The sequence below is a fragment of the Okeania sp. SIO2F5 genome, from assembly GCF_010692685.1.
GTDB classification, from domain to species: domain Bacteria; phylum Cyanobacteriota; class Cyanobacteriia; order Cyanobacteriales; family Microcoleaceae; genus Okeania; species Okeania hirsuta.
In genome coordinates this window covers 62,322-85,604 of record NZ_JAAHGU010000013.1, presented here as the reverse complement: position 1 = coordinate 85,604, position 23,283 = coordinate 62,322, and the positions used below count along the sequence as shown (strand labels likewise).

12 protein-coding genes and 1 pseudogene are annotated in these 23,283 nt (G+C 34.3%); 11 read left to right on the top strand and 2 right to left on the bottom strand.

Annotated elements, in window-relative coordinates; translation table 11 throughout:
* Positions 1–299 precede the first annotated feature (299 nt).
* Positions 300–845, top strand: coding sequence for an NADPH-dependent FMN reductase (locus F6K27_RS08000; protein ID WP_287274964.1), 546 nt, complete (start codon positions 300–302; stop codon positions 843–845).
* Positions 846–1,017: 172 nt separating this feature from the next.
* Positions 1,018–2,043 carry a tRNA lysidine(34) synthetase TilS gene (tilS, locus tag F6K27_RS07995; protein ID WP_287274962.1) on the top strand — a complete coding sequence of 342 codons (1,026 nt, stop codon included), beginning with the start codon at positions 1,018–1,020 and terminating at the stop codon, positions 2,041–2,043.
* A 478-nt stretch (positions 2,044–2,521) separates the two neighbouring features.
* On the opposite strand, the gene hmpF is transcribed toward tilS, so the two are convergent.
* Complete coding sequence (gene hmpF / locus F6K27_RS07990; protein WP_287274961.1) at positions 2,522–4,261, bottom strand: pilus motility taxis protein HmpF; 1,740 nt, start codon at positions 4,259–4,261, stop codon at positions 2,522–2,524.
* A 927-nt stretch (positions 4,262–5,188) separates the two neighbouring features.
* On the opposite strand from hmpF, the gene F6K27_RS07985 reads away from it, so the two are divergent.
* The 8 genes and pseudogenes from F6K27_RS07985 (at position 5,189) to F6K27_RS07950 (ending at position 18,989) form a co-directional block, all read left to right on the top strand.
* On the top strand, positions 5,189–6,412 hold the full coding sequence (locus F6K27_RS07985) for a response regulator (protein WP_287241243.1): 1,224 nt from the start codon (positions 5,189–5,191) through the stop codon (positions 6,410–6,412).
* 647 nt (positions 6,413–7,059) lie between these two features.
* The gene (locus tag F6K27_RS07980) at positions 7,060–7,425 is read left to right on the top strand and encodes a response regulator transcription factor (protein WP_124143464.1); all 366 of its coding nucleotides are present in this window, start codon (positions 7,060–7,062) and stop codon (positions 7,423–7,425) included.
* A 16-nt stretch (positions 7,426–7,441) separates the two neighbouring features.
* Positions 7,442–7,960: a chemotaxis protein CheW gene (locus tag F6K27_RS07975; protein ID WP_287274959.1), complete on the top strand. Its 519-nt coding sequence runs from the start codon at positions 7,442–7,444 to the stop codon at positions 7,958–7,960.
* A 146-nt stretch (positions 7,961–8,106) separates the two neighbouring features.
* Complete coding sequence (locus tag F6K27_RS07970; protein ID WP_287274957.1) at positions 8,107–11,223, top strand: methyl-accepting chemotaxis protein; 3,117 nt, start codon at positions 8,107–8,109, stop codon at positions 11,221–11,223.
* A gap of 118 nt (positions 11,224–11,341) precedes the next feature.
* Entirely contained in the window at positions 11,342–15,730 is a 4,389-nt protein-coding gene (locus F6K27_RS07965) for a response regulator (RefSeq protein WP_287274956.1), read from the top strand.
* 457 nt (positions 15,731–16,187) lie between these two features.
* Positions 16,188–16,577, top strand: a pseudogene (gene rplU, locus F6K27_RS07960) (50S ribosomal protein L21); the annotation flags it as partial.
* Positions 16,578–16,740: 163 nt separating this feature from the next.
* Complete coding sequence (gene rpmA / locus F6K27_RS07955; protein WP_124143459.1) at positions 16,741–17,028, top strand: 50S ribosomal protein L27; 288 nt, start codon at positions 16,741–16,743, stop codon at positions 17,026–17,028.
* A 392-nt stretch (positions 17,029–17,420) separates the two neighbouring features.
* Positions 17,421–18,989 carry a TAXI family TRAP transporter solute-binding subunit gene (locus F6K27_RS07950; RefSeq protein ID WP_287274954.1) on the top strand — a complete coding sequence of 523 codons (1,569 nt, stop codon included), beginning with the start codon at positions 17,421–17,423 and terminating at the stop codon, positions 18,987–18,989.
* A gap of 402 nt (positions 18,990–19,391) precedes the next feature.
* Here the strand turns inward: F6K27_RS07950 and F6K27_RS07945 are convergent, their stop codons facing one another.
* Positions 19,392–20,069, bottom strand: coding sequence for a glycoside hydrolase family 108 protein (locus tag F6K27_RS07945; RefSeq protein ID WP_287274952.1), 678 nt, complete (start codon positions 20,067–20,069; stop codon positions 19,392–19,394).
* A gap of 932 nt (positions 20,070–21,001) precedes the next feature.
* Here F6K27_RS07945 and F6K27_RS07940 point away from each other — a divergent pair.
* A complete protein-coding gene (locus F6K27_RS07940; protein ID WP_287274950.1) occupies positions 21,002–23,164 on the top strand; it encodes a tetratricopeptide repeat protein in 2,163 nt (720 codons plus the stop codon).
* Positions 23,165–23,283: the final 119 nt, after the last annotated feature.

Genomic DNA, 23,283 nt, shown 5'->3' with positions numbered 1-23,283 from the left:
AAATTTTACACCACAAAATATCCACAGAAATTAACGGCGTTTGATTTAACGGCTGAATGTCAAATAAAATGTCAAATAAATAGATTAAAAATATGACTTAGATTGAATTTTCCTAGTCTCTAATTGCAAAACAAAAATTAGTAATATGATTTTAAGTTAATTTCCTTTGATTTATGGCTTTTTTCATTAGCCTAATTATATAGATTAACTTGTCAAGTTAGATACATCGTTTAATTATTTATTTTAAATTATCTGATAACAAGTATGGTATAACAGAAACTATAATTTAGTCAAAAATCATGGTAAAAATTGTGGGGATTGGAGGTAGTTTGCGGTCTGCTTCCTATAGTCAGCAAGCTCTAGAAATAGCAATTCAGAAAGTAGAAGCTCTCGGTGTAGAGGTGAATATATTGGATTTACGATCGCTTAATCTCCCTTTTTGTAATGGTGAGGATGATTATTCAGAATATCCAGATGTACAGCTACTCCGAGAAACAGTTAAGCAAGCTGATGGTCTGATTTTGGCCACGCCAGAATATCATGGTAGTGTTAGTGGTGTTATGAAAAATGCCCTTGACTTGATGAGTTTTGAACATTTGGATGGAAAGGTCGCAGGTTTAATTAGTGTTTTGGGAGGTCAATCAAATAGTAATGCACTGAATCATTTACGATTAATTATGCGATGGGTTCATGCTTGGGTTATTCCGGAACAAATTGCTATTGGTCAGGCTTGGAATACTTTTTCTAGTGATGGTAAATTATTGAATGAAAAAATATCGGAACGTTTTGATAAATTTGCTCAAAGTTTAGTCGATCATACTCGTAAAATTAGAGGTTGTAGTTAGTTTTGCTTGTCAAAAATTCATTCAAGATAATGTTAATGGTGAAATTTAACTGTTGATTACTGAAGATTACATTTGAAAACTGTTATAAAAAAAATACTCTTGCAAATTAACCTTCTTTAAAAATAAAATTTCTTCTTTCTTCCTAATTTCCAATTATCTCTTTATATACCCAGTGAATCAATCTCCAAATAAAAATTGGACACCACTACATGACCAACTACATAAAACATTACGTCAACGAAAATTATTACCAGAAAACCAAAGAATATTAATCGCAGTATCTGGTGGTCAAGATTCTATAAGCCTAACTAAGTTACTGTTAGATTTACAATCAAAATGGGGTTGGTATTTAGCAATAGCTCATTGTGACCATAGATGGAGACCAGACTCAGAAGCTAATGCTAATTATGTGAAAAATTTAGCAACAAATTGGCAACTGCCATTCTTTTTAGCAGTAGCGGACCGAGTTTATCAAAGTGAAGCGGAAGCTAGAAAATGGCGTTATCAAACCTTAAGTAAAATTGCTTTAGAGTCCAATTGTCCATACATTGTAACTGGCCATACAGCTAGCGATCGCGCAGAAACTCTCTTATATAATTTAATTCGTGGTAGTGGTACTGATGGCCTACAAGCTTTGACTTGGCAACGTCCTCTGACAGGAAATTCCTCTTTATTACTTATACGCCCTTTATTAGAAATTACTCGTGGCCAAACAGGCGACTTTTGTCAAGAGCAAAAAATTGGTATTTGGGAAGATTCTACAAACCAAGATTTACGTTATGCTCGTAACCGTATCCGCCTGGAATTATTTCCTATGCTACGCCAGTTTAATCCTCAAGCTGAACTATCGTTAGCACAAACGGCAGAAATACTAAGTGCAGAAGTAGATTATCTTGAAAATGAGACACAAAAGCTATTGGAGAAAGTGACAAAAATAGATATAGATAATCTCAATATTTCTGAGCTTGAGTCTCAACAGGTCCAATTTATTAATCGTTTAGTATTACGCGAAGCTCCTCTAGCATTACGAAGAAGAGCAATAAGACATATCTTACAAAAAATTTTACCTATTCATCCTAATTTCAGTCATATTGAAAAACTAACAAATCTAATTGATGCTCCTAACCGTTCTCAAACAGACCCATTTCCTGGTGGAGCGATCGCCAAAGTTCAACATCCTTGGATTTTATTAGTCTAATAGGGAATAGGAAAAGAAAAACATAATCAAAAAGGTTGAATTTTTAGATTTTATGGAATATTGATTTTTTTATTGTAGGAATAAATCACAAATTTAAGATGTAACTACCTTTGCGTGAATTTAGTAGAAAATATAGCAATATGGTTTTAGTTGTGAGATTTGGAGACTTTTGTTTTAGGTATGGAGGTATGGAGGTATGGAGGTATGGAGGGAAGAAACGAATACATAAGAATAAGATAACTGCTATATTCTATGCTTTAAAGGAACACCTCAATTCTCACATCTGATTCCTGATTGCTATATTTTAAGTTCAACTAATGGGGGGTTCGGAGAGCTATAAGTCCCGCATTATCTTTTCTTTTATCGGTTTGATACCCTGCCATCTATACGGTGCTTAAAATTGCTTGGGGTTTGTAGACGCTGAGTGGCGTGTCAAAGACTATCCCCATAAAATTTTCCCTTCTGCCTTCTGCCTTTTTCAATCCGCTTGACCAATTATATTTTGAAGGACTTGCTGTAACTGATCCACCTGTGTCCCTATATACTGTACTTGACTTACTTCTCCTACCGCTTCTTCTAGTTGCTGCTTGAGTTGTTCAAGATAATCTTGCATAGGTAACATAACTTCTTGATAAATAGCTTCATTTCCTCCTTGTGAATTTGCCTTCTGCTTTTCCTGTAAACTCAACTCTAGTTGTTCAATTTCATTTTTTTTCGCTTCTTGTTGCCGAGTCTGACTATTAATAACTTCTTCTTTTTGGGCAACATTTGTTTGTATTTTTTGAATTTCAGCTTCTAAACTTTGTAAATTATCTGTCAGCTGCTGCCTTTGAGCATCAACCTGTGACATTGTAGGCTTTAAGTCTATTTTGTTTTGCTGTTGTTGGCCAGAAGAACTACCTAATCTGCGCCAGAGAACCTCTTGATGTTGACTTAATATTTCTTGCCTTTCCTTAAGGTTTCTTTGGGAACCGACTAAAGATTCATTTAACATTTTGTAACAGTCTTGTTCATCTGAAAGCTCTGACTCTAAGCTAATTCTGTCATATTCAGTAGCTTGATCGATTCTTCTTTGCAAAGCATCCATTTCTTGCTGCTGTAATGCTAATTCTTCTTCCTGGTCTTTAACAAAACTCATATCTCTTTGCAAGTCTTGTTGTAAACTTTGAACCAGTTGCTCTAACTCATTAAGAGAAATTTTTTCCAGAGCTTCAACATCTACTTTCTCAGAAATACCATCATTTTCCAATGCTGTTGATAGATGACTCAGTTGCTCATAAAGTTGTGTCTGTATCTCTATTTGACTATTCAATACTTGACGATACTCTTGCTTACTTGCCAATAAAGTTTGTTGCGACCTCCATTCCGAAATCAATTCGGCTAAAGACTCCTGGTCTTGTCGCCATTCTACCCATTGGTTTTGGACATGACTAACCAAACTTTCTATATTTTCCTGTTGTTCTTCACTAGAATTAGTATTTGGCACTTCTTTCAGCCTTTGTCCATGTTGCTCTAGACTTTCCTGTTGAGAACTAACTATTTCTAAAGACTGACTTAACTTTTCTCCCAAAAGATTTGTCGGAGCGATCGCCTCATTCAACCAAGTCAGTACATCTCGAATATACTGAGATTGATCTTCATCTAAAACTGCCCCTTGAGACAATTGTCCCTGATTTTGGTTAAACTCTTCTTGTTGTTTGTGTAATTCTAAGCGAGTGGCTTCTAATTCTTCTCGATATTTTTCTATCTGTTTCTGAAGTTGCTGAGATGCTTCTTGAGCTTGACTAATTTCCTGACGTTGTTGCTCCAACCTATCAATTTCCGCTTGTAGTTCTTCAAGCTGTTCTTCCTTAGCCTGCAATTCCATTTCTCTACGATTCAATTCTTGGGCCTGAAAAGTTAGAGAAGCTTTCCATTGCTCAATTTCCTCCCATTGTGTCTTAGATTTTTCTTGAGAGCGAGAGAAATTTTGCAGAATTTTCACCAACTGACGGGCAGCATCTTGAATTTGCTGCACCTGCTTACTATTGTTCAAATCTACTAACACCAATGAACCAGGAGAAAATTCCTTAGCTTCATCAGCTGGAATAACTTCTTCCCCAGGTACAGCCACCCAATTATGTTCACCACGCTGAGAGGCTAGTAGCTTCAAATCAGTTTTACCCCCACCTAGACCAAAACCACTTGGTCTTTTTTGTACTTCTGCTAAATACAGCACAATGTTATCCTCTTGAGGTTTCTATGCTAAAAGCTTGATTTTTGTAGTTTTTTATGTTACCAGTAAAGCAAATACTATATGCTATACTGCCTTTAATTTAAGAAATATTAATTTTTTTTTACTTATAAGATTTTACGACCATATAAATTAATCGTAAGTATTCTATCGTTCCTTAACTTTAATTAAGATACTATTGTTTTAGGTTATAGGCAACCCATTAGTATAGTCAAGATACTTTTAACTGAATTTTTTTTTTCAGAATCTAGTTTATTTCTTTAGTTATTATTATATTATAGTATTATATTACTTATTAATTGTATTTGTTAAATTTAGTAATAAGTATATATATTATTTTTGTACATCTACAAAAATCTTAATTTAAGTAATAAAAATTATATGAACTATATTTTAATAAAATGTTGCTTTATTAGGTTATATCTAAAAGTTAGGAATCTAAAGTAGAATATTAAAGCAAGGCGTATGTATAACTATAGCTTATTAGGCTTTGAAATAATCGATAGGTAGGTAGTATTAAGCTGAAAATATATTACTTTAAAAATTAATAATCGTAAAAAACTATGTTCCAAAATTACATATTTGTGATTTTTTTAAAAATCAAAATAACTGTAAAGGTAACATAAAGCATAGCAATACCATATAACTTTAGCTCGATATACTTTATAAGATATGATCGAACTTTGGCACTACTGCACAAATGCCTTATGATATTTAGACATCCGCGCTTGAGACATAAGTAGTCAAGTAAGAGTATAGTTTATATAGTTTTCCCTAAGATAACATTAACTATCTCAAAGCTTATTCTTATTGATTATAATACTTGCTTGTTTTTGAAAAAATGAGAGGGTATATTAATCTTCCCTAGATATATTATAAATTGTTCATCAAAAGTTATATTTTACAAGCTGCATGCAGGGAAATTTGAGTGAAATTGATATCCGCAGCATCCTGCAACTTATAGAGTTAGGTCAGCGAACTGGTGAACTGTTTGTGGAATCTTACAGCTCATCAGTTAACAATAATGTTGCCGAACCCCAACACCACTTCCCCACAGAACCATCTTGGTTTGTCTTCTTTCTCAATGGTAAAATAATCTATGCCACCCAAAGTGCGGGTAGCTTATCTCGTTTAAGAGACTATTTACGTCGCTACAAAGCAGATCAAGAGATTGACAATATTAAAGTTCCTTCTTTTGCGTCTGTTCATGCACCTGAATATGGATATTTATGGGCTTTTCTGGAAAAAGGAATTCTTACACCAGCTCAGGGACGTGGAATTATCCATAATATGGTTCGTGAAACTCTCTTTAATTTACTAAGTCTTCGTCGAGGATCATTTATCTTCGATCTTAGTCCAGCTCTCACACCTCAGTTAACAACCTTTGAAATCAGCTCGTTGTTGGCCAAAATTATCAAGCAAATACAAGAGTGGAATCAGTTTTCTCCATATATTCACTCTGCTGAACAGTGTCCAGTCATTGCAGATCCAGCTCAGTTACAGAAAGCATTACAACCCCACATATATAATAGATTAAAAAATTGGTCAGATGGCCAGACATCTATGCAGCAAATTGCTAGATATCTAAACAGAGATGTATTAACAGTAGCCAAGGCTATTTATCCATTTGTGCAAAAAGGGATAGTGCAACTAATTGATCAATCTTCAGAAACAAGCACGATCAAAAAACCAAAGCCATTACAACGAGAAACAAAAATTCAGAAAGTAGTGTGTATTGATGATGATGTAATTATTCGGGAAAAGGTTGAATTAATTCTTAATCAGAATGGTTATAAAGCAACCAGCTTAAGCGATCCTCTCAAAGCATTAGGTGAAGTATTTCTGATGAAGCCAGACTTAATTCTATGCGATATTGCTATGCCTGAACTAGATGGCTATGAAATTTGTGCAATGCTACGTAACTCCACAGCATTTCGTCAAACACCTATTATTATGCTCACTGGTATAGAGGGTTTTATAGACCGGGTTAAAGCCAGAATAGTTGGAGCTACGCACTACTTGACTAAGCCTTTTGGAGAAAGTGAATTACTAATGTTGGTAGAACAGTACATTGGACCAGGAATAGCCATAAACTATCAAGTTGACAAAACTTTTTCAAAATTTCAAAATACTTAATCCATAATCAGAAAATCAAAGTAATAATCTGTTCGAGATTAGAGTTAGGAAAATATTTATGACAAAATTTACATTTAATTTGACTTTTGACTTAAATACAAAAACAAGAAAATTTGAAACATTTTAGAGATATACACATATTTTATAGAAGATTGTCAAGAGGAAATATAATATCATTTGAAGTACCATTGGCTACCATCTGAATTTTAGTCAGCGGGCCAAAAGCCTTGATCTTAGAACTTAATACAGACAAAGTTTCTGGTTCAACTATATTACATTAAGCTAAAGAGAATAGTGATTAATTGTCCACTATTAAGTTGTCAAATTAAAGTAATAATATAGATAGTATGCAATAAAATATGTATTGAATTTATACATAACTATCATAGCTAAATATACACCTATCTAGGTGTATATTATAGCAAAAAACTCACTTATTAAGTAGATAAAACCAGTTAATAAATACAAATACTGTGATCATAAATCAGATTTACCAAAAAGTTAAATTTTGAACCAAATAGATATTTATTGCTGGTTATAAATCTAAATTAATTCAGCTAGGGCAAAAAGCCAATCTAGAAAATGTTAATAAATATATATGTTTTAATTATCAATAAATCCAAACCAAAGCTATCAGGTAGAAAAAAATGAGTAAAGTTCTAGTTGTAGAAGATAGCGTTACCCAAAGAGAAATGATTTCCCAACTTCTCAAAAATAGTGGATTAGCAGTTACTGTAGCTAATGATGGAGTAGAAGCTTTGGGACGACTTAAGAATACTAAACCAGATATAGTGGTACTAGATATTGTGATGCCAAGAATGAACGGCTATGAAGTTTGTCGGAGGATTAAATCCGATCCTAAAACTAAGAATATTCCAGTAGTTATGTGTTCTTCTAAGGGAGAAGAATTTGACCGTTACTGGGGCTTAAAGCAAGGTGCAGATGCTTACATTGCTAAACCATTTCAGCCCACAGAACTGGTAGGAACAGTTAAACAATTGTTAAGAAGATAGGAAATTGTTCAAAACTATGGTTGGCAATCAAGACTTTTTACCAGGCCAAGGTACGGGGATTCAAGAACTAGAAAATCCTGAAGGAGAACTTCATCTGCGATTTTATCTACCTTCAGGCAATGAGTTCGCTTTACCAGCAATGGATATTCGAGAGGTTATCTCTCAATCTCCAGAAGGTATTACAGTAATTCCAAATGTTTCTCCTTTACTTTTAGGTACGATAAATTTAAGGGGACGAGTAATTTGGGTAGCCGATTTAGGTCAATTCCTCGGAGATCAAATCCCAATCAATACAGATAAATCTGAGATTCCTGTAATTGCAGTAGAAGACCAAGACAGTATATTAGGATTAGCAGTTGAACGAATCGTGGAAATGGAGTGGCTTGACGAAAAGAAGCTAAAAATGTCCACAAATATTGCAGATGGCATGGCTCCCTTTTTAAAAGGAGAGTGGATTTTTGATGAAAAGGGAGAACAGGTTTTAAGATTACTGGATCAAGAAGCAATTATTCGTTCGGCTCGATGGGCAGCCTAAATAAAAGTCAAAATTGGTAAGTCAACATAATTGTTTGATTGAGTTGTTTATATATTAAAATTTCTGACTGAGGCTGATTCCCAATTCCGTCAACAATAAAATTAAAAAACTAAAAAATAATAAAATTATATTGAGAGAGGGACAGCATGACATCATCCAGCACAGACTTTTTACAAGATTATCAAAAAGTAGAAGATGCCTACAGTCAGGGTAATTATGAAGAAGCAGCAGCTTTAGTTTATAACTTAATTCAGGATTATCCAGAAGACCCTAGTGCTCGTCTTCTTTGTGGTCATATATATTGTTATGGACTCCATCAATATGATGTGGCAACAGAGCAATATCATTCGGTATTAGACCTAACTGACGACCCAGATTTTATTAGCTATGCTCAACAAGGTATAAGTGATAGTAAAGGATTTATTACAAATAATCCCACTACTAGTGAATCAGAAGAATTTATAGAAGATATTAACTTTGATAAAAATCTGGATGAAGTGGCTATGGAAGAAGAGATTTATAACTCTCAAAAATCTATAGCAAACAAAGAATTATTTCTGGATAAAAACAGCCTAGAATTAGATGCAAAAGACTTGGAAAATATTACGGAAAAAGAACTATTTCTGGATGAAAATAACGATGAATTAATAACAGAAAATTTTGACTTTAATCAATTTGATAAATTATATTTGGAAGATATAGATGATTTGGAACTGACAGATGAAGAAAATAACCCTTTTAGTACAAATAGTAATCTTACTAATCAAAAAGATGAATATGTAGAAGAGTTATCTGATTTCACAAAATATGAAGAACCTTTTGGTGAAAATGACCAAGAATTAGAATATCAGTTACCTATAGAAAATAATAAAGAAACCAAAAATTTGCTAAATGATGCTGTTTTAAATAGTAGTGATGGCCGAGAAAATATATCTGAAAAAATCTCAGAGTTTACTTTGAATGAAGACTTAGATGAAATTTGGAAAAAGCAGCAAGAAGAAATAGCAGAAGATGACAGAACAAAGTATGAAGATATAAAAAATTATTCAGATTTAGAAATAGATCATCGAATAGAAGACTTAGACTTAGATGAACTTAATGATGATTTTGAGAACGTAATAGATGAAATTTTAGATAATTCAGAAGGGATGATTACTGGAGAAACAAATAACATAAAAAGCAGTAATTCTCATTTACGAATAACTCCAGAAACGGAAGATAAAAACCATAACCATAATTTTTCAAGTTTAGATAAAGCTACTTTGTTGACGGGAAATAATAATAGTTTCGGATGGGAAGAAACTGAAGATATTAGTGAAATAAGTGGAATAAGTGAAATAAGTGAAATAAGTGATGGAATAGATGAATTAGAAGACGGATTATATAATCAATGGAATAATATAGAAGATGTAGGTACAGGAGTAACAGAAAAACTGGATAGTTTTGAGATCAATGAATTTGATGAAGCAGGATTCAGCGAAGCTTTTGATATAGATGAAGAAGGAAATACTAAAGGTAGAAAAGCAAATGGTTTTCTAGAAGATGATGAATTTGGTGATTTTGAAGAGTATGAGTCTCTAACTGATGAGATGGAAATGCCGACCGATATGACAGCTCCCGATATGAGTACTGCAGCATCTAATAATATAGAAGCAATGGACACAGGAATGGTGGTAGGTGGTACAACAGGAGCCTTGTTTGACAACAGAACTGATCGTAGCGCAATTGATAATGAAGAAACTATCCCAATAGATAATCAACTCCCAACCTTCAGTAAAATTAAAGGAGAGGCAGTAGATACAACTGTAATGGTTGAACAAGGTGGGTTGGCATTCTGGGAAAATGCTTCACTATCTACAAAACAACTATACACAGCCATAGGAACAGGACTAGTATCCTTAATTGTAGTAGCTTTTGTCAGTAATGTTGTTTCCTACAGAGCGTATCAAGAACAAAAAACAGAAGTAATTTCTTATTTGCGTGGCACTGGTTGGATTATGACAGGTATCGCAGGAATCAGTAGCTTTTTAACTGCTTATGGTCTTGGTAGTCTCACAACAAAGCAAATAGAAAGAGCTAACAAAGATTTACATACTCAATTCGATATTATTGCTGACGGCAACTTAAAAGCTAGAGCAACAGTTTATTCAGAAGATGAATTTGGCAAACTTGCTGCCAAGTTTAACCACATGGCTAAGGTTATTCAGGCAACTTACACCGATGCTCAAAGGAAGGCAGAAGAAAATGAACAAGCCAAAGAAGACTTACAAAGGCAGGTGATTCGTTTACTAGATGATGTAGAAGGAGCAGCTCGTGGAGATTTAACTGTTAGTGCAGAAGTTACAGCTGATGTGTTGGGAGCAGTAGCAGATTCGTTTAATTTAACAATTCAAAATTTGCGGGAAATTGTACATCAGGTAAAAGAAGCTGCTCAAAAAGTGAGTAGGGGTTCTATGGATAGTGCGACTTTTGCTCAAGGTTTATCTACAGATGCTTTGCGACAAGCAGAAGAGTTGGCAGCGACTCTACAGTCTGTGCAAGTAATGACCGATGCTATTCAAAGGGTGGCTGAAAACGCTCGCGAAACTGAAGATGTAGCAAGGTCTGCAGCAGCTTTAGCATTGAAAGGAGGGGAGACAGTAGACCGTACCGTAGCTGGTATTTTGCAAATCAGAGAAGGTGTGGCAGATGCAACTCGAAGAGTGAAGCGTTTATCAGAGTTTACCCAGGAAATCTCTAAGATTGTAGGTTCAATTTCTAGTATTGCCTCTCGCACAAACCTGTTGGCATTGAATGCCAGTATTGAAGCAGCTAGGGCAGGAGAAGCAGGCAAAGGATTTGCAGTAGTAGCAGATGAAGTCAGACAGTTAGCAGATAAATCAGCTAAAGAATCTAAGAATATAGAACACACAGTGATGCAAATTCAAACTGAAACAGGAGGGGTGATGACTGGAATGGAAGAAGCAACTCAGCATGTTATTAAAGGAACGGAGTTGGCAGAGGAAGCAAAGCAGTCTCTGGAAGATATTGTTCAAGTTACAACAAGAATTGATGTGTTAGTACGTTCTATTGCTGCAGATACAGTAGAACAAAATGAAGTGGCTCAATCAGTATCAAAGGTGATGCAGGCAGTAGAATTGACAGCTCAAGAAACTTCTCAAGAATCTCAACGAGTTTATAGCTCGCTACAAAATTTAGTGGGTATTGCTCGAGATTTATTGACTTCAGTAGAACGTTTCCGAGTAGATCCAGCAGATCAATAAAGTCAAAATATTAATGAACGTATGTGAACAAATAAATTATCAGCATATTTTTCAATCGATGCAAAACAAAAGTTAGTAGTTGAAAAAATATCCCGTTGAATCCAGAATTATAAAAAATATGCAAACAGAACAAACACAAAAAATTATGGGCTATTTTATTGAGGAGGCAAAAGACCACTTCAATACTATAGAACATGGAATATTAAACTTACCAAATACTATAGCAGATCGAGAACTATTAAACGAATTATTTAGAGCGGCTCATTCTGTTAAAGGTGGGGCTGCTATGTTAGAAATTAATAGTGTACGAAATATTGCTCATAGATTAGAAGATAGTTTTAAAATCCTGAGAGAAACTTCCATTAAAGTAGATAATAAATTAGAATCTTTATATTTAAGTGTTTTAGATACTTTACAAGACTTATTAGAACAACTTTCCAACTCTGTTTTAACAGAAAAGGAAGAAAAAACTAAACTAGAAAAATTAGAGCCGGTATTTCAAGAGTTAGAAGAACATCTAGATGATTTAGCAGGAGAAACTCACGGAATAACTATAGGAAAAATACCAGAATTAAATGTTGACAAACAAAGTTTTTTTATGGCAGAAGTCTCAGAAAAAATGCGAGAAATGTTGCTTTTATTCAAGCAAAATGATGATGCCAGTACAAGGAATAAATTGAAAAATATATGTGATTTTTTAGCAGGTCAGGGCAGACAAGAACATGTTTCATCAAATTGGTTAAAATTAATAGAGGCGATTAAAAAAGCTATCGCTAACACGGAAAATACATACTATACTCTTGCTCATAACATAATTAAAAATTTGAAACAAGCTGAAGAATTAATTATAGATAATCGAGAGCAAGAAATAGTGATAGATAAAAATTTAAAAGCTTTAACGAAAAACGCAGAATATCTCAACAAAAATATAGGTGAAATAGATATGTTAAATGAAACAAACAATCAACAAGACCAAACTAACATTAATGATAGAATAAACAACAAAAATGATATATTAACTAAAAAAAGAGACTCTATAAATAACTGGTTTAATAGCTTAGAAGCTACGGATATAGATGATAATAACTATGACTTAATAGGAGAGAAACAAGGAGTAAGGCAAGGACCAGAAGTTGGAGTAACAGAACTAAATAGTTTAGCAGATTTATTTGAAGGAGAAACACCAGAACTAGATTATAGTTGGGAAGAAGAAGAAATACTAGATCAAGGTAATGTGGAAGGAGGGGAGTTAAAAATATCTGAAATTGAGAGGGATGATTCTAGTGATTTGTCTGACTTATTATTTGATGTTAATGAAGTTGTACAATCATCCAAAATTAAAAATCATAATGAATCTAATTTTTTAACTCCAGTAGAGGAAGATTTGTCAGATTTGTTTAATAACACTAAAGAAAATACACTACAAAAAAAAAGTAATGTTAACAAGCAAAATACTAACTTACAACTAGATAATAGTGAAGCAAAACATACAGAATATTTGGATGACCTATTCAATGCTATAAATCAGGGAGATTTAACAGAGTTAGAAGATATAAAAAACTATGAAAATGACAGGGATTTACAAGTGGATTTACCCAAAAATAATCTGCAAAAAAATATCAAATCAATTTCTAAAAAAATAAACCAAAAATATCAGGTAGATGAAGATTTTAGTGATTTATTGGGAATCCAAGATGAAGGGAAAAAAATTAAAAATGATGTAAAAGTAGAAAATAATCAAAGCCAAATTCAAACCAAAAATGATTTAAACTCAAAAGTAGCCGATTTAGAAGCACTGTTTGAAGATTTAGACACAGTAAATGAACAACAAGAAAATCAAATAGAATCAGATGATTTGACATCCAGTTTTTCCAAAGGATTTGATCGAGAAGATGTAGATTTGTCAGACTCACAAAAATCAATCAATGTGGAGCAGATAAACTGGGAAGATGATAACAATGATTTGAATAGTTTATTCGACGATCCAAACCTAGATTTTATTAACTTAGATTCTAATGAATCATTAGATAATTTAATTGAGAGCGATAATGAACCTCAAGAAAATTCAGAAATTTCAGTAAATATAGAAGATTTGTGGCCTACCGTAGAAAACCATGAAACTGTAGATGAAACGGTAGACTTAAATAAGTTGTTAGAAGATGTAGTGAGTGAAACAACTTCTCTAGAGTCAGAAAAAAATCAACAATTAACAGCTAAAAATCAAATAGAATCAGAAGAATATGAATTTATTGAATTAGAAGCAATACTAAATGGAGAAAAATTAGATAATAATAATATTTTTGTACAACTAGAAAAACTATTAAATGGTACAGGAATTAATTCAAAACTCAAATCAAATATAGCAGTTGTAGAAAAAACTCCTCCTATCCATGAAGCTGCCAGTATCACAAAAAAACTACCAGAAGAAGATCCCTTTAGTGACCTAGATAAATTATTAGAAACTCCTAATATAGATACTTATAAATCTAGTGGGGTTTCTACTGCTAATACTCCTCGCCGAAATAGACGCCCTCCAGAACAAACAGTCAAAGTACCTGCAAAGCAACTAGATAATCTCAGTAACTTAGTAGGTGAACTAGTAGTCAATCGTAATAGTTTAGAACAAGGTCAAGAACGAATGCGCCAGTTTCTAGATAACCTGCTCCATCAGGTAATGCTACTCAGTGATGCTGGACAACGAATGCACGACTTGTATGAAAAAACACTTTTAGAAAGAGCAATTTGGGACAATCGTCAAGGACATCATTCTACTACGACAATGCCCGAAAGTACGGTGGTAAAAGTAGCACAAAAAGGGTTTAAAGACTCTCTCGATCTTGACCGGGTGGAAAACTTCACCCCTTTCCATTTATTGGCTCAGGAAACCATAGAATATATAGTCCGAGTACGAGAGTCTTCTTCTGACATTGAATTTCTGGTTGATGACGCAGAACAAGTAACCCGTCAGCTACGACAAGTGACAACTCAATTACAAGAAGGGTTAACTAGGTCGAGAATGATACCCTTTTCTCAGACGGTACAACTATTACCTCGTGCGGTGCGAGACATTTCAATGGAATGTGGCAAAGAGGTGAGTTTACAGGTAGAAGGGAAAGAGACCTTAATTGATAAAATGATTCAGGATAAGCTTTCTGACCCAATGAAGCATCTAATTAATAATGCCATAACTCATGGAGTTGAAACACCTCAACAACGTCTAGCAGCAGGTAAGTCTCGTCAAGGTAAAATCACAATTCGTGCTTTTCACCAAGGTAATCAAACGGTGATTTCGGTGGCAGATAATGGAGCGGGAATTAATGCCGAAAAAGTCAAGAAGAAAGCGATAGAAAAAGGTCTAATTACTCAACAACAAGCTAAAGGGATGTCTAACATTGATGTTTATGATTTGCTCTTTCATCCGGGTTTTAGTACAAAAGATAAGGCTGATAATTTTTCAGGTCGTGGAGTTGGGTTAGATGTGGTGAAAACTAATTTAACCGAAATTCGAGGTACTATTTCTATTGACTCTACTATTGGTAAGGGTACAATATTTACAATTCGCTTACCTCTGACTTTGAGTATCTCAAAAGCATTATGTTGTATTAGCGATCGCTCTTGGATTGCTTTTCCGATGGATGGGGTAGAGGATATGATTAAAGTGTCTAAGGAGGAAGTTAAAGCAGAAGAAAATGGGCAATACTATATAGAATGGCGTGGATCAAAGTTGCCTTTCCGTCACTTACGAGAGCTGCTTGTTTATAATCGTCATCTCCGTCGCGGTAATGTGTATGGTATTAATGCCGAGGAAGATATGATTTCAATTGTTGTTTTGCGCTCTGCTTCTGCTGGCATATTTTTGGCGGTGCAAGTCGATCAAGTTTTAGAACAACAGAAGGAAATTGTAATTAAACAATTAGAGGGTCCGATACCTAAACCTATCGGTATTGCTGGAGCAACAGTTTTAGGGGATGGTAATATTGTCGCGATCGCGGATGTTATTGAACTAATTAACTTGGCAACAGGAAGACTACGTCGAGATGAGGGTAATATGTGGTCGTCTAGCGAAGAAGATGAGGCATCTTTACCTGTACAGCAAAAGAGTGAGTTAACAGTATTAATTGTTGATGACTCAATTACGGTGCGTGAATTGTTATCAATGACATTTAGTAAAGCTGGTTATCGAGTTGAACAAGCAAGGGATGGTAAGGATGCCTGGGAAAAAATGCGTGCAGGTTTACCGTGTGATTTGGTATTTTGTGATATTGAAATGCCTCGGATGGATGGTTTCGAGTTATTATCTCGGATGCAAAAAGATTCTCATTTGAATACTTTACCTGTGGCGATGTTGACATCTCGTGGAGCAAAAAAACACATGGAAATGGCATTTGAGTTGGGTGCAAAGGGTTACTTTACCAAACCATATATCGAAGATAAGCTATTAGAAGGGGCGGTTAGTATACTAGAAGGTAAAGCTGTTGGAGATATATTGAGCGGTGGTGGTTATTGATTTTAACATGGGAGGCAACAGGCAACAGGCAACAGGCAACAGGCAACAGGGGGATTCACCCCTAACCCCTCCCAGGAGGAGAATATCGAGAAAGATTTGACAATGGCGCATCGATTGGGACATTTTTTTATACCGAACCCGAGGGAATTTGATATAATATCAAATCTGTTTGCTTCGGAGTAATATAGTTCCGTAGATCATTATACAATTTGTATTGTAGGGGCGTTAACGTAGTTATGCGCTAGCTAATAGCCATGAGCCGCTACTTGACAAAAATTACGTTTGTCAGAGATAATTGGAGATTGTGTGTCTAAATCCTGCTCGGACCAGGTTCAGACATAATAAAAGCTGGTAAATAAATCAAGGCATTTGCCCATTTTAACTAACTACAATACCACTTTCAGGTATTAGCGTTAGAACCAGCTACCTGTACGGCAAACCTATCAACACAAATTTAATGAGTTACGCAATTATTGAAACAGGTGGAAAACAACTGAGGGTAGAAGCAGGTCGCTTTTACGATATTGACCTTCTACAAGCAGCAGAGGGAGATCAAGTTTCTCTAGATAATGTGCTTCTAGTTCAACATGAGGAAGAAGTTCATATTGGTCAACCTCTTGTAGAAGGCGCTCTTGTAGAAGGCACTGTGATGAGACACTTGCGGGGCAAAAAAATTATTGTCTACAAAATGCGGCCTAAAAAGAAAACTCGGAAAAAAAGGGGACATCGCCAAGAACTTACTCGTCTAATGATTGACTCCATAAGTATTAATGGCAAAATATTAGCAGCAGGAGAATCTCAAACTTCAGCGACAACAGTAACTTCAGAAGCAAGTGAAACTGTTACAGAAACGGCAACTGAAGCTACAGAAATTCCAGAGTCAGTAGAAACTGTTAGCGAGGAAGTTTCCGAGACTACGGCAGAAGTTGAAACTGTATCTGAAGAAAAACCAGAAAATCAGGCAGAATAAGTAAAGAAGTTATTATACATAATAAAATTTGGAGGAAATCATGGCTCATAAGAAAGGTACTGGTAGTACTCGTAACGGTCGCGACTCTAATTCCCAGAGATTAGGTGTTAAACGTTTTGGCGGTCAAGTTGTTAAAGCGGGTAATATTCTTGTCAGGCAACGTGGTAGTAAATTCCATGCAGGCAATAATGTTGGTGTGGGTACTGACTATACTTTATTTGCTTTAATTGAGGGTGTGGTGACTTTTGAAAGAAAAGGTAAAAGTCGGAAAAAAGTGAGCGTTTATCCAGTAACTCAAGAAGCTAATGTCGCAATTGCTGAAGCTTAAATAGTTTGGATAAGTGTCAAGTCATACCCACGCATCGGCGACACTATTTTTAAAGTAGGATGTAAAGTCCTACTTTTTTTTCGTCTATTTAGCAAAATTCAATAAATCTTTGTGGGTACGTTCTATGGATCATCCTATTTGATACCAGTGGAAGGAAAGATTAGGATATATTAAAAGCTTAAAACTCAGACAACGCAAGATTTTTTGGTTCTTCCTTTTTCCTTTTTCCTTCTATTGAGCCAAAAACGAGATATTTTTAGGCCGATAATTCTAAGTGGGCATGATACAATTACAGTTGGATTAAAAAATTAGTAGTCGCGCATATTAATAGTTAAGTATAAATCATCGCATTATTCTAGGCATAAAATTTTTCCTTTTAAGGAGATCAAAAATTGCATATATTTACGAAATTATCAACTGCTATATATCCTCATCGCAAACTACCTAGTAAATTAATCGGAATAGGAGGTATATTTTTATGGGCGATCGCATTAACGAGTTGCACTACTCAACGCCACAGTCTAACCCTTTCTACTGGTGCTAATGGAGGTGCTTATGAAAACATAGGCAGGCAAATAGTAATTTCAGCTCGTGAAGTAGGGAAAATAACCGTCCATGATAATTATGATTCCTACGGTTCGCAACAAAACCTCAAACGTCTACTCAATGGAGAAACAGACCTTGCCCTAGTTCAACTAGATGTCGCCAGTGAAGCAATGAAAATGGGCAAAGTCCAAACAATAGCTGTTCTTGCCCATGAATATTTACATCTAATTACACAATCTGACTCACAAATCAATACTTTTACCGACCTTGACGGAAAGCGAGTCGTTTTTGGCGCTCCGGAAAGCGGTATTTACTTCACTGCTAGACGACTATTTAGTGCCACAAATCTAAACATTATTGAAGCGGATATTGATATCAGAGAAGGATTGGATAAACTGAAACAGAAAGAAATAGATGCTTTCGTCTATGTTGGTCCGGTGGGAAGCAGTAAAAAAATTCAAGCAGAGTTAGCAACACCTCCCTTGCTCAGGTTAGTTCCGATATCAACTGCCTTTATTAACTACTTAACTATTCAATTTCCAGAATCATATCAAAGTGCAACCATGCCGAAAGGTAGTTATATTCCTCTACCACCAATACCTAAGGAAGATTTACCTACCATTTCTACTGCTGCTGCTTTAGTAACTCGTCCTGATGTCAGCAAAGAAAAAATTGCTCTTTTAACTTGGTCAATTATCTCATCTTCTCGACAATACTCATTATTTTACCCAGAACTTGCTAACGGAAATGCTCGCTCTTTATTACAGAGTGGATTGGTATATCTTCATCCTGGTTCTCAGCAAGCATTTGAGCAAGGCGACCCCAGACAAGTTTGGATGCGCTATTTAGAGGAAAACCAAGATTTACAGGCAGGTATAATTATTGTTATATCTACAGGTATCATCGGATTTTTATTGCGAATGTGGCGTCATAAACAGTGTCTCAATATGATTAAAAATAGCCGTTTAGCTCTCAGTGAGATTAGTTTAAATTTAGAAGAAAATCCAATTCAAGCTCTTAAAGAAGTAGAAGAATTAAGGCACCAACATAGGTCAATGTTGATTGAAGGAGATTTACCTAAAGAAGCTTATGAAAAGTTAGAAGAAATGACAAAGGTGTTTGTAGAAGAATGCCGAATTTTGCAAGAAAAACAAAATCAGAAAGATATTCAAAATACCATAGCATTAATTGATGAATGGCAATCTATGTCGGAAGTATGCCCAGAAGAAGTTAAGGATAAGCTGGAAAATTTAGAAAATAAGTATCGAGAAATGTTATTATCACGTCAAATTGATATTCAGACTTTCATTCATCTGACTCAGCTTATTAGTCATTATGTCAAATTAAATAATAATAATAGTGGTAATGGTAATAATACTACTCATCATCATGTTCCTGTGTCCTTAAATTCTTGAAGAAGGAAGAAGGAAGAAGGAAGAAGTAGATGGGGATTCCAAACCAATTGTCAACACCGTATAGACGGTGGGGTATTATATTCAATCCGTTGGCTTCGGAGTAATATAATTTCTATTGCCAGTAAATAGTGTAATACCAATAAAAAAAAAGGATACTACAAAAAGGTAGATATTTATCGGATACGCTTCAAAATAGCTGTTTCAGTTAATTTGAGATAGTTATATCTATCTTTTTTACCTTTTTTTCAATATTTACCTCTTCGTTTCTTACTTGTATCATTTGTAACAACCATTTATCAAATTGGTATTAGATTCCGCATATCAATATTGCTTTCTTCTTCCCTCTTCCCTCTTCCCTCTTCCCTCTTCCTTCTTCCCTCTTCCTTCTTCCTTCTTCCTTATTCAACGATCTTTGAGCTTTTCTACATAGCCCCACAAACTATAATCACGAGCTAACCAACCATGAAAAAAAGCCATCTGACTCGAATCTTCCTGCACTCTTTTATAACGATAAATAATTCTTTCATTAATCATTTGAAGAGCTGTATTTCGATTATTACCTTCTGCTAATGCTGACTTAGTAACAGCATCAAATATACCTGTTTGTGGTAATCCTAAAGCTTGTTGTAGAAAAGTTACTGAGTTATTAATACCAAAATTAACTGCCGTATCAAACATAACTACAGCTAGAGCAGGATGCATTGTAGCTGACTTACTATTATCCCAATAACTTTGATAAATTTCCATCAGTTCGGTATCAGACATTTGTGTAACATCTAATGTTGGTAAACCACGTCTTCGTCTATAGGAATTATATTCAGTTTGCAAAATTCCTTTGTAAGTTCGACCACCTTTATCTGCTGGATGATTACTAAATCCACCTTCAAAATATAGAGTAAAAGCTAGAGCTGTTTCAAATAATTTTTCTTCGTATTTTTGTTCTGTTTGTGCTTGAACAGGAATTTTATGATCGATAAAAATCGGGATTCCTACTGTCAAAATTAATGAAATAATTCCCAAAATTATTTGAGGTTTAAATTTAATTTTTGGTTGAAGTTGATGCAAATTTTTTCCAATCATTGAAATTTTCCTTATTTAATATTAAATACCAAAAATAATACTACATTTATTATCAGCTTTGGGGATTAAGGTTGAGGGAAATAGTAAAAGAGCAAGTTGATATGAAATACAAGTAATTCTGCTATTTAAGACTTTCCAGCTCTCTCTATCTCTCGAACGATGATCTATTTCATATTAGTTATAGCACGACGCATTAAGATTAGGAAAGCTAAAAAAATTCAAAACATTACAGTTAAAAGTTTTGACTATCGCTGAATGCTGAATGCTATATCAAAATTAATGAAATAATTCTCAGAATTATTTGAGATTGAAATTTAATTTTTGGCTGAAGTTGATGCAATTTTTTTTTATATCATTGAAAGAGTCTTTACAGTTAAAATTTTTGGCTCTAGCTGAATGCTGAATGCTATACCAAAATTAATGAAATAATTTCCAGAATTATTTGAGATTGAAATTTAATTTTTGGTTGAAGTTGATGTAATTTTTTCCTATCATTGAAATCTTCCTGATTGAATATTAAATACCAAAAATAATACTACATTTATTATCAGCTTTAGGGCTGAAAATTGAGGGAAATATTAAAACAGCAAGTTGATATGAAATACAAGTAATTATGCTATTTATGACTTTCCCTATTTCCCCATCTCTCTATCTATTGATAAATTATCTGTAGCAAATATTAACCTATTTCATATTAGTTATAGCACTACGCATTCAGATTAAGAAAGCTAAGAAACTTCAAAACATTACAGTTAAAAGTTTTGATTCTAGATGATAACTGATCGCTATATCAAATATTTTTACCCAAAACTAAACATAGGATAACTCAAATATTGCACCTTAGAGGAAAGACCTATATTCTCTCGTCCTACTCAGGTACAAAATATGATAAATTTTAACTTTTAATTAGATAGCATAGACTTTTTTTTCCAATGAATATTTCTTCGAGTCTTCCCCATTCACAAACTCCAAATTCTGAGGCATTAACAGCACAAGCAGAACTTTATTATGCCCAGGGACATTTATCAGAGGCGATCGCTTGTTGTCGTCAGTCTTTAAATCTACAACCGAATTGGGCCTCTACTTATGTCACCCTAGCAAATATTATCCAAGCCCAAGGTAAAATTTCGGAAGCAATTAATCTATATTATCGGGCCATAGAACTTAATCCTGAGTTATCCCAGGCTCATGTTAACCTGGGCAGTATGTTTTTTCGTCAGGGAAAGCTGGATGAGGCGATCGCTTATTACAGGAAGGCGATTCAATTACGACCAGATATGGCCGTTGCTTATTGGAATTTGGCCAAAGTTTGGCAGCAACTGGGCAAGTTAGACGAAGCGATCGCCTCAGAAGAAAAAGCTTTAAAATTAAATCCTAATTTGGGTGGGTTTGAGGTTAATTTAAGTCAGGGATATAAGTTAGCTGAAGAGGGAAAGTTAGATGAAGCTATTGATAGTTGGCAAAAGGCAATTACACTGAATCCAAATTTAGCAGAAGCTTATAGTCAAATTGGCATAATTTTTAGAAGTCAAGGTAAGTTTTCTGAGGCTATTAAATATCTGAAAAAAGCGATTGAAGTTCAGCCTAATTATGCTACAGCACATCAACATTTATGTGGCATTCTTCGGGATGGTAATAATTATGTAGTTGCCAGGGAAGCAGTCACTAACTATTATCAGGAATGTGGGGAAATAGATCCGATTATGACTGGGATATATTTGATTAGCACTTATCAAATATCTGGCTTAAATGAAATTGCTAAAGATAGATTTTTTGACCTTGAAGCTAAATTGAAAGAGGATATGACTATTGTCAAAAAAGTAGTCGATATAAAGGCTTTATATGGAAATTTTCTTTTCAGCGTTCCTTACTTGAGAGATAATATTCAAGTTAACTCTGACCTCTACAGATCGGTATCGAAAATTTATACACAATTTGTCCTCAAGCCTCAAAATAATCATTTTTCTACTCCTGTTAATTTTGACAATAAACATCTATTAAAATTTGGCTTCATATCTAGTCATTTTAATCGACATTCTATCGGTTGGTGTAGCCTTGATATTATCCGAGAGTTAGGAAAATTAAATACAGAAATATATTTATATCCAACAGAACGTCTCAAAGCAGATGACCAAACTCAAAAATTTAGCCAAGCTGTTACTAAATTATATGTACCGAAAAAATATCCTCAAGGAAGCGTCGATGTCCGAGAAATTATTACGGAAATTCAGCAAGATAAAATAGATATATTGATAGATTTAGATTCTTTGAGTTTACCAATTAATACAGAGATTTTATATCATAAACCTGCACCTGTTTGTATATCTTGGTTAGGGTTTGATGCTCCTTATATATCTGAGAATAATTATTTTCTATGCGATTCATATACTCACCCTCAAGACCGAGATAAATACTATATAGAAAAATTAGTGAGGATGCCAAATTCGTTTGTAGCAACTTCTGGTTTTCAAAGAATAGAAACAAATAGAGCTAATTTAAGAAAGTCTCAAAGGATAGGTTTAGACCAAATTGTTTATCTTTGTTTAGCACCAGGGAGAAAATTTAACCGAGATTTAGTCAAAGCACAAATTGCTATCTTGAAGCAAGTTCCTAATAGTATTTTAATTCATAAAGCATTAGGAGATATAGAAGTATTTCAATCTGCTTATCATCAAGCTTGTAAAGCTGAGGGTGTAAGTATTCATCGGATTAAATTTATAGAAAGATTTCCCACAGAAGAAGAACATAGAAGCATCTATTCTTTAGCAGATATTATGCTTGATTCTTATCCTTATAATGGTGGTACTCATACCTTAGAAGCTTTATGGTTTAATTTACCAGTTATCACCCTTGCCGGAGAACAATTTTTATCTAGAATGGGTTATTCTTTTTTACAAAGTTTAGATATTAAATTCGGCGTAGCATGGTCATGGAATGAATATATTGATTGGGGTGTAAAATTAGGTCAAAATCCTCATTTACGTCAGGAATTTGTCGATAAATTAGTTAAATCTAAAGAGCTAGAAAATTTAGCGCCATTATGGAACCCGAAAAAATTTGCTCAAGATATGTATAATACAATCGGAAAACTATGATACTTATTCCATTTATTGGAAATCAAAACAAATAATAAAAATAGATAAAAAATTATTTTATTCTAGTTAGTTAATATTTTCAGCAACATAAAAATTTGGTGGCTGATAAATTGGTGGGG

Coding starts and splice junctions, on each gene's coding strand:
- F6K27_RS08000 (WP_287274964.1), top strand. CDS start 300: ATGGTAAAAATTGTGGGGATTGGAGGTAGTTTGCGGTCTGCTTCCTAT.
- F6K27_RS07985 (WP_287241243.1), top strand. CDS start 5,189: ATGCAGGGAAATTTGAGTGAAATTGATATCCGCAGCATCCTGCAACTT.
- F6K27_RS07980 (WP_124143464.1), top strand. CDS start 7,060: ATGAGTAAAGTTCTAGTTGTAGAAGATAGCGTTACCCAAAGAGAAATG.
- F6K27_RS07975 (WP_287274959.1), top strand. CDS start 7,442: ATGGTTGGCAATCAAGACTTTTTACCAGGCCAAGGTACGGGGATTCAA.
- F6K27_RS07970 (WP_287274957.1), top strand. CDS start 8,107: ATGACATCATCCAGCACAGACTTTTTACAAGATTATCAAAAAGTAGAA.
- F6K27_RS07965 (WP_287274956.1), top strand. CDS start 11,342: ATGCAAACAGAACAAACACAAAAAATTATGGGCTATTTTATTGAGGAG.
- rpmA (WP_124143459.1), top strand. CDS start 16,741: ATGGCTCATAAGAAAGGTACTGGTAGTACTCGTAACGGTCGCGACTCT.
- F6K27_RS07945 (WP_287274952.1), bottom strand. CDS start 20,069: ATGATTGGAAAAAATTTGCATCAACTTCAACCAAAAATTAAATTTAAA.
- F6K27_RS07940 (WP_287274950.1), top strand. CDS start 21,002: ATGAATATTTCTTCGAGTCTTCCCCATTCACAAACTCCAAATTCTGAG.